The sequence below is a fragment of the Streptomyces sp. NPDC001985 genome, from assembly GCF_040296845.1.
Classification (GTDB): Bacteria; Actinomycetota; Actinomycetes; order Streptomycetales; family Streptomycetaceae; genus Streptomyces.
Map to the genome: position 1 here is coordinate 1 of NZ_JBEOYB010000147.1, position 6,732 is coordinate 6,732.

Here is a 6,732-nt window from a genome sequence, read left to right on the forward strand (position 1 = left end):
GCTTACCCATCCTCTCCCTGTTCTTCCTCCCCTCCGGGGGGGTGCGGGGGGGGGTGGTGCACCACCCGCGGCCCCCCCCGGCGCCGCCGCCCCCCCCCCCCCCCCCCCCGCCCGCCCGTTCCCGGGTCCTTCCGATGACGGGTCCGGTGTTATGACACCACCGCGGGGTCGGGGGACTTGGCGCCCTGCTCGACGACGCTGGGCTCGTCGTCGCCGACGGCGATGCCCCGGCGCTTGGAGATGTACACCGATCCGACGATGATCGCGATGGAGAGCACGGCCACCACCGCCCGTACCCCGGCGCTGGCGTCGTCCCCATAGCTGAACTGGATCACCGCGGGGGCGATCAGCAGCGCCACCAGGTTCATCACCTTGAGCAGCGGGTTGATGGCGGGGCCCGCCGTGTCCTTGAACGGGTCGCCCACGGTGTCGCCGATGACGGTCGCGGCGTGGGCCTCGCTGCCCTTGCCGCCGTGGTGGCCGTCCTCGACGAGTTTCTTGGCGTTGTCCCAGGCTCCGCCGGAGTTGGCGAGGAAGACGGCCATCAGGGTGCCGGTGCCGATCGCGCCGGCCAGGAACGCGCCGAGCGCCCCGACGCCGAGGGAGAACCCGACCGCGATCGGGGTCAGCACCGCGAGCAGGCCCGGGGTGGCGAGTTCCCGCAGCGCGTCCTTGGTGCAGATGTCCACCACCCGCCCGTACTCGGGCTTCTCGGTGTAGTCCATGATCCCGGGGTGCTCGCGGAACTGCCGCCGCACCTCGTAGACCACGGCCCCCGCCGAGCGGGAGACCGCGTTGATCGCCAGCCCCGAGAAGAGGAAGACGACCGCCGCGCCGAGGATCAGGCCGACGAGGTTGTTGGGCTGGGAGATGTCCATGACCAGGTTCATGGGCGCCCCGTCGCCGACCTTCTCGCCGACGTCGGCGGCGGCGCTCGCGATCGCGTCGCGGTACGAGCCGAAGAGCGCGGCTGCCGCCAGGACGGCGGTGGCGATGGCGATGCCCTTGGTGATGGCCTTGGTGGTGTTGCCGACGGCGTCCAGGTCGGTGAGGACCTGGGCGCCCGCGCCCTGGACGTCGCCGGACATCTCGGCGATGCCCTGCGCGTTGTCGGAGACGGGTCCGAAGGTGTCCATGGCGACGATGACACCGACGGTGGTGAGCAGCCCGGTGCCGGCCAGCGCCACCGCGAAGAGCGCGAGCATGATCGACGTACCGCCGAGCAGGAACGCCCCGTACACGCTGAGACCGATCAGCAGCGCGGTGTAGACGGCGGACTCCAGGCCGATGGAGATTCCGGCGAGGATGACGGTGGCGGGGCCGGTCAGCGAGGACTTGCCGATGTCCTTGACGGGGCGTCGGCTGGTCTCGGTGAAGTAGCCCGTGAGCTGCTGGATCAGGGCCGCGAGGACGATGCCGATGGCCACGGCGACCAGGGCGAGGACCCTCGGGTCCCCGGCGTGGCCGCTGATGGCGGCCTCGGTGACGCCCTCCAGGTCGGCGTAGGTGGACGGGAGATAGAGATAGACCGCCGTGGCGACCAGGACGAGCGAGATCAGCGCGGAGATGAAGAATCCGCGGTTGATGGCGGTCATTCCGCTGCGGTCGGCGCGCCGCGGGGCGACCGCGAAGATGCCGATCATCGCGGTGACCACGCCGATCGCCGGGACGATCAGCGGGAAGGCGAGTCCGGCGTCACCGAAGGCCGCCTTGCCGAGGATGAGGGCCGCGACCAGCGTCACGGCGTACGACTCGAAGAGGTCGGCGGCCATGCCCGCGCAGTCGCCGACGTTGTCGCCCACGTTGTCGGCGATGGTGGCGGCGTTGCGCGGGTCGTCCTCGGGGATGCCCTGTTCGACCTTGCCGACCAGGTCGGCGCCGACATCGGCGGCCTTGGTGAAGATGCCGCCGCCGACCCTCATGAACATGGCGATGAGCGCGGCGCCCAGGCCGAAGCCCTCCAGCACCTTGGGCGCGTCGGCCGCGTAGACCAGGACGACACAGGACGCGCCGAGCAGGCCGAGGCCCACGGTGAACATCCCGACGACACCGCCCGTACGGAATGCGATCTTCATCGCCTTGTGCGCGACGGCGGTCAGATCCTTTTGCGGTTCTCCTTCCGCGGGTGTCGCTTCCCGCGCGGCCGCCGCCACGCGCACATTCGCCCGGACGGCGAGCCGCATCCCGATGTATCCGGTGGCGGCCGAGAAGACGGCGCCCACCAGGAAGAACACGGAACGGCCGGCACGCTGGGACCAGTCGTCGGCCGGGAGAAGCAGCAGCAGGAAGAAGACCACGACAGCGAAGATGCCCAGGGTGCGCAACTGTCGGGCCAGATAGGCATTCGCGCCTTCCTGGACCGCCGCCGCGATCTTCTTCATGGAATCGGTGCCCTCGCCGGCGGCCAGCACCTGGCGCACCAGCACCTGGGCCACGACCAGCGCCGCCAGGGCCACCACGGCGATGACAATCACGATCAGCCGATTGTCATCCGTGAGTACCGCAGCCGCGAGAGAAGTGGGGTGATCATTTTGTTGCGAGCTGAGGAGCCCCGCCATTCGTCCTCCTTGACGTCGTTCAGAGCTCAAGATGTGGACGGATTGTAGGGAGCGGAACCGGATCAAAACAGTGCGCGGTAAATGGAATTGACCTTCAGTTGCTACTCAGCAAATGATCGGCTCCGGAAACTGCCCCCGAAAGCGGTAATGGGGCGAAAGCATTGACGCTTGATCGATGATCTCGATAAACGATCTACCGAAAAGAAAAGAGGCCCTGCTCAGCAGGGCCTCTTCCACAACTTTGAGACTATGAGAACACCGGGGCGCTTCCCCGGGGCGGCGGAGCCGTCAGGGGAGCACGGAGACCGGTGTCGTCGGCCAGCTCATCCTGATCACTCCGCCCTCGTCGGTGGAACTGACCTCCAGATCGTCGACAAGACCTCTGATCACGGCGAGGCCCATCTCGTCCTCGCCCTCCGGTTCGTCCTCGGCCGCGCCGCGCGAACCGGAGGCGGGCCGGCCGTCGGCCCCCGGAGCGGGGACCTCGTCCCCGACCTCGATGGCGAAGGTCTTGTCCTCGTCGTTCAGAACCACCCGTACGGGAGCGGTGATCCCATGGCCGCGGTGCAGCCCGACGGCACGGCTGCATGCCTCGCCCACCGCGAGCCGGACCTCGTCGAGGACGGCCTCGTCGACCCCGGCCCGGCGCGCCACGGCAGCGGCCACCAACCTGGCGGTCCTGACGTGCTCGGGCTGGGCACTGAAGCGAAGTTCGACGGTGGCCATGCGATCCCCCTCGGACGTACGGGCGTGCAGACGTACGGGCGTGCAGACGTACGGGCGTGCATCGGGGAGGCCCGGGCTGGATGCCCGGTGCCCCTCTCTTCCTCCGGCGACTGCGGCCGGTCTCAGTCGGTGGCCGCGACGGCTTCCTCTACCGTGGTGTGGATCGGGAACACCTTGGTCAGGCCCGTGATCCGGAAAATCTTGAGAATGCGCTCCTGGTTGCAGACCAGGCGCAGTGAGCCCTCATGCGCGCGTACGCGCTTCAGGCCGCCCACCAGCACACCGAGCCCGGTCGAGTCGAGGAAGTCCACACCCTCCATGTCGACGACCAGGTGGTAGCTGCCGTCGTTCACCAACTCGACCAACTGCTCGCGCAGCTTGGGCGCGGTATAAACATCAATCTCGCCACCGACCTCGACGACCGTACGGTCGCCGACTGGGCCGGACACATTGCGAGTCGACAGGGACAGGTCCACGGATCCTCCAGCACCTTGCTATCGAGCGCCCGCCCCCTGAGGTCTCCCCGGCGGAGCCGGGGGACGGTCGCCAGCCGCGATGGCATTCAATCACTTACCAGCAGCCATGCACGACGCCTTGGGACCATTGTCCGTCACACCAGTGACACACTCGGTGCCGATGGCCAAGAAACTCCGTCCCAGACGACCCGCCGAGAGCGGGGAAACCCGCCCTGCCCCCGGTACGGTCCTGGACCGGCTCGCCGCAGGGGCGGGCCGGGCCGCGCGCATCACTCATACGGAGCACTTGCCCCCCAGGCCGGGCCGCCATGCCGTCTGGCCCGACCGCATCCGCCCAGAAGTGATCAACGCCATTCGACTGGCGGGTGTCGAGCACCCCTGGACCCACCAGGCGGACGCCGCCGAGCACGCCCTCGACGGCGAATCGGTCGTCATCGCCACCGGCACAGCCTCCGGCAAGTCGCTCGCCTATCTCGCGCCCGTGCTCAGCACCCTGCTGGACGGGTCCGACGCGCCGAACGGGCGCGGCGCGACCGCCCTGTACCTCGGCCCCACCAAGGCGCTCGCCGCCGACCAGTGCCGCGCGGTGAAGGAGCTCGCCGCGCCGCTGGGCAACCGGGTCCGCCCGGCGGTCTACGACGGGGACACCCCGGTCGAGGAGCGGGAGTGGGTCCGGCAGTACGCCACCTATGTCCTGACCAACCCGGACATGCTGCACCGGGGCATCCTGCCCTCCCATCCCCGCTGGTCCTCCTTTCTGCGTGCGCTGCGCTATGTCGTCGTCGACGAGTGCCACACCTACCGGGGTGTCTTCGGCTCCCATGTCGCCCAGGTCCTGCGCCGGCTCCGCCGGATATGCGCCCGCTACGGTGCGAACCCCGTCTTCCTGCTGGCCTCCGCCACCGCGGCGGAACCGTCCGTGGCCGCCGGGCGGCTCACCGGGCTGCCGGTGCGGGAGGTCTCCGACGACGCCTCGCCGCGCGGGGAGCTGGTCTTCGCCCTCTGGGAGCCGCCGCTCACCGAGCTGCACGGCGAGAAGGGCGCCCCCGTGCGCCGCACCGCCACCGCCGAGACCGCCGACCTCCTCACCGATCTGACCGTGCAGGGCGTGCGCACGGTGGCCTTCGTCCGCTCCCGCAGAGGCGCCGAGCTGATCTCCCTGATCGCCAAGGAGCGCCTCGCGGAGGTCGACCGCGCGCTGCCGGGGCGGGTGGCCGCCTACCGGGGCGGATATCTGCCGGAGGAGCGCCGGGCGCTGGAGCGGGCCCTGCACTCGGGCGAGCTGCTGGGGCTCGCCGCCACCACCGCCCTGGAGCTGGGCGTGGACGTCGCCGGACTCGACGCGGTCCTGATCTCCGGCTACCCCGGGACACGGGCCTCGCTCTGGCAGCAGGCGGGCCGGGCCGGGCGCTCCGGCCAGGGCGCCCTGGCGGTGCTCGTCGCCCGGGACGATCCGCTGGACACCTTCCTCGTCCACCACCCCGAGGCGCTGTTCCGGCAGCCGGTGGAGTCCACCGTCCTCGACCCGGACAACCCCTATGTGCTCGCCCCGCACCTGTGCGCGGCGGCGGCGGAGCTGCCGCTGACCGAGGAGGGTCTGGGGCTGTTCGGCCCGGCGGCACCCGGTCTCATGCCCCAGCTGGAGGCCGCGGGGCTGCTGCGCCGGCGGACCTCCGGCTGGCACTGGACCCGGCGGGAGCGGGCCGCCGACCTCACCGACATCCGGGGCGGGGGCGGGCGCCCGGTGCAGATCGTGGAGGCCGGCACCGGGCGGCTGCTGGGCACGGTCGACGAGTCCGCCGCGCACACCAGCGTCCACGAGGGGGCCGTCCACCTCCATCAGGGCCGCACCTATCTGGTCCGGCGGCTGGACCTGGAGGACTCGGCGGCGCTCGTGGAGGAGGCGGCGCCGCCGTACTCCACCACCGCGCGCGACCAGACCTCCGTCTCCGTCCTGGAGACCGACACCGAGATCCCCTGGGGCGAGGGGAGGCTCTGCTACGGCTCCGTCGAGGTCACCCATCAGGTCGTCTCCTTCCTGCGCCGCAAGCTGATCACCGGGGAGGTGCTCGGCGAGACCCGGCTCGACCTCCCGCCGCGCACCCTGCGCACCCGGGCCGTGTGGTGGACGGTCACCGAGGGGCAGCTGGACGCCGCCCGGGTGAACCCGGAGCAGCTGGCCGGGGCCCTGCACGCCGCGGAGCACGCCTCCATCGGGATGCTCCCGCTCTTCGCCACCTGCGACCGCTGGGACATCGGCGGGGTCTCGGTGCCGCTCCACCCGGACACGCTGCTCCCCACGGTCTTCGTCTACGACGGCCACCCCGGCGGGGCGGGCTTCGCCGAGCGGGCCTTCCACACGGCCCACGAGTGGCTCACCGCGACCCGTGAGGCGATCGCCGCCTGCGAGTGCGAGGCGGGCTGCCCCTCCTGCATCCAGTCCCCGAAGTGCGGCAACGGCAACGAGCCCCTCCACAAAAGAGCCGCCGTACGCCTCCTCACCGAACTCCTCCGCCCTCCCCCACCAACGACTGACGACTGACGACCGACGACCGACGACCGACGACCGACGAGCAAACCGGGCCTCACTCCCAGGCCGTCGGAGTTCGTGGCACGCCCACCCGGCCCCGCCGGGGTTTGAGGCACAGCACTGTTTAGGGCACGCCCACCCGGCCGGCCCCGCCGGCAGGGCCGAGGCACCACTTCCAGCCCCCGGAGTTCGAAGCGCGCTCATCCAGCCCCTCCGTTCGGGCCGAGGCTCAGTTCCAGCGCCTCCGATCGGGCCAAGGCTCAAAATCCAGCCCCTCCGCCGTTTGAGGAGCGCCCACCCAGCCCTGCCAGAGTTCGGGGCGCACGACTTCCAGCGCCTCCCACCGGGCCGAGGCACGAAAGCCAGCCCCTCCGGCGTTTGAGGAGCGGGGGTTCGGGGGGCGGCCCCCGACCGTGGCCCGCACCGTGCGGGGCCGTGTGGG

At 70.9% G+C, this 6,732-nt stretch carries 4 protein-coding genes; 1 reads left to right on the forward strand and 3 read right to left on the reverse strand.

All coding sequences use genetic code 11. The annotated features are described in order from the left end of the window. Positions 1-149: 149 nt before the first annotated feature. The 3 genes from ABT122_RS32865 to bldG all read right to left on the reverse strand — a co-directional run bounded on the left by ABT122_RS32865 (position 150) and on the right by bldG (position 3,760). Entirely contained in the window at positions 150-2,558 is a 2,409-nt protein-coding gene (locus ABT122_RS32865) for a sodium-translocating pyrophosphatase (RefSeq protein WP_351559736.1), read from the reverse strand. 288 nt (positions 2,559-2,846) lie between these two features. Continuing rightward, a complete protein-coding gene (locus ABT122_RS32870) occupies positions 2,847-3,284 on the reverse strand; it encodes an ATP-binding protein (protein ID WP_351559738.1) in 438 nt (145 codons plus the stop codon). 122 nt (positions 3,285-3,406) lie between these two features. Continuing rightward, positions 3,407-3,760 (reverse strand): anti-sigma factor antagonist BldG, encoded by a 354-nt coding sequence (bldG, locus tag ABT122_RS32875; protein WP_351559740.1) that lies wholly within the window; start codon positions 3,758-3,760, stop codon positions 3,407-3,409. Positions 3,761-3,839: 79 nt separating this feature from the next. Between bldG and ABT122_RS32880 the strand changes: the two genes are divergently transcribed. Then, positions 3,840-6,302: a DEAD/DEAH box helicase gene (locus ABT122_RS32880; protein WP_351559742.1), complete on the forward strand. Its 2,463-nt coding sequence runs from the start codon at positions 3,840-3,842 to the stop codon at positions 6,300-6,302. Positions 6,303-6,732: the final 430 nt, after the last annotated feature.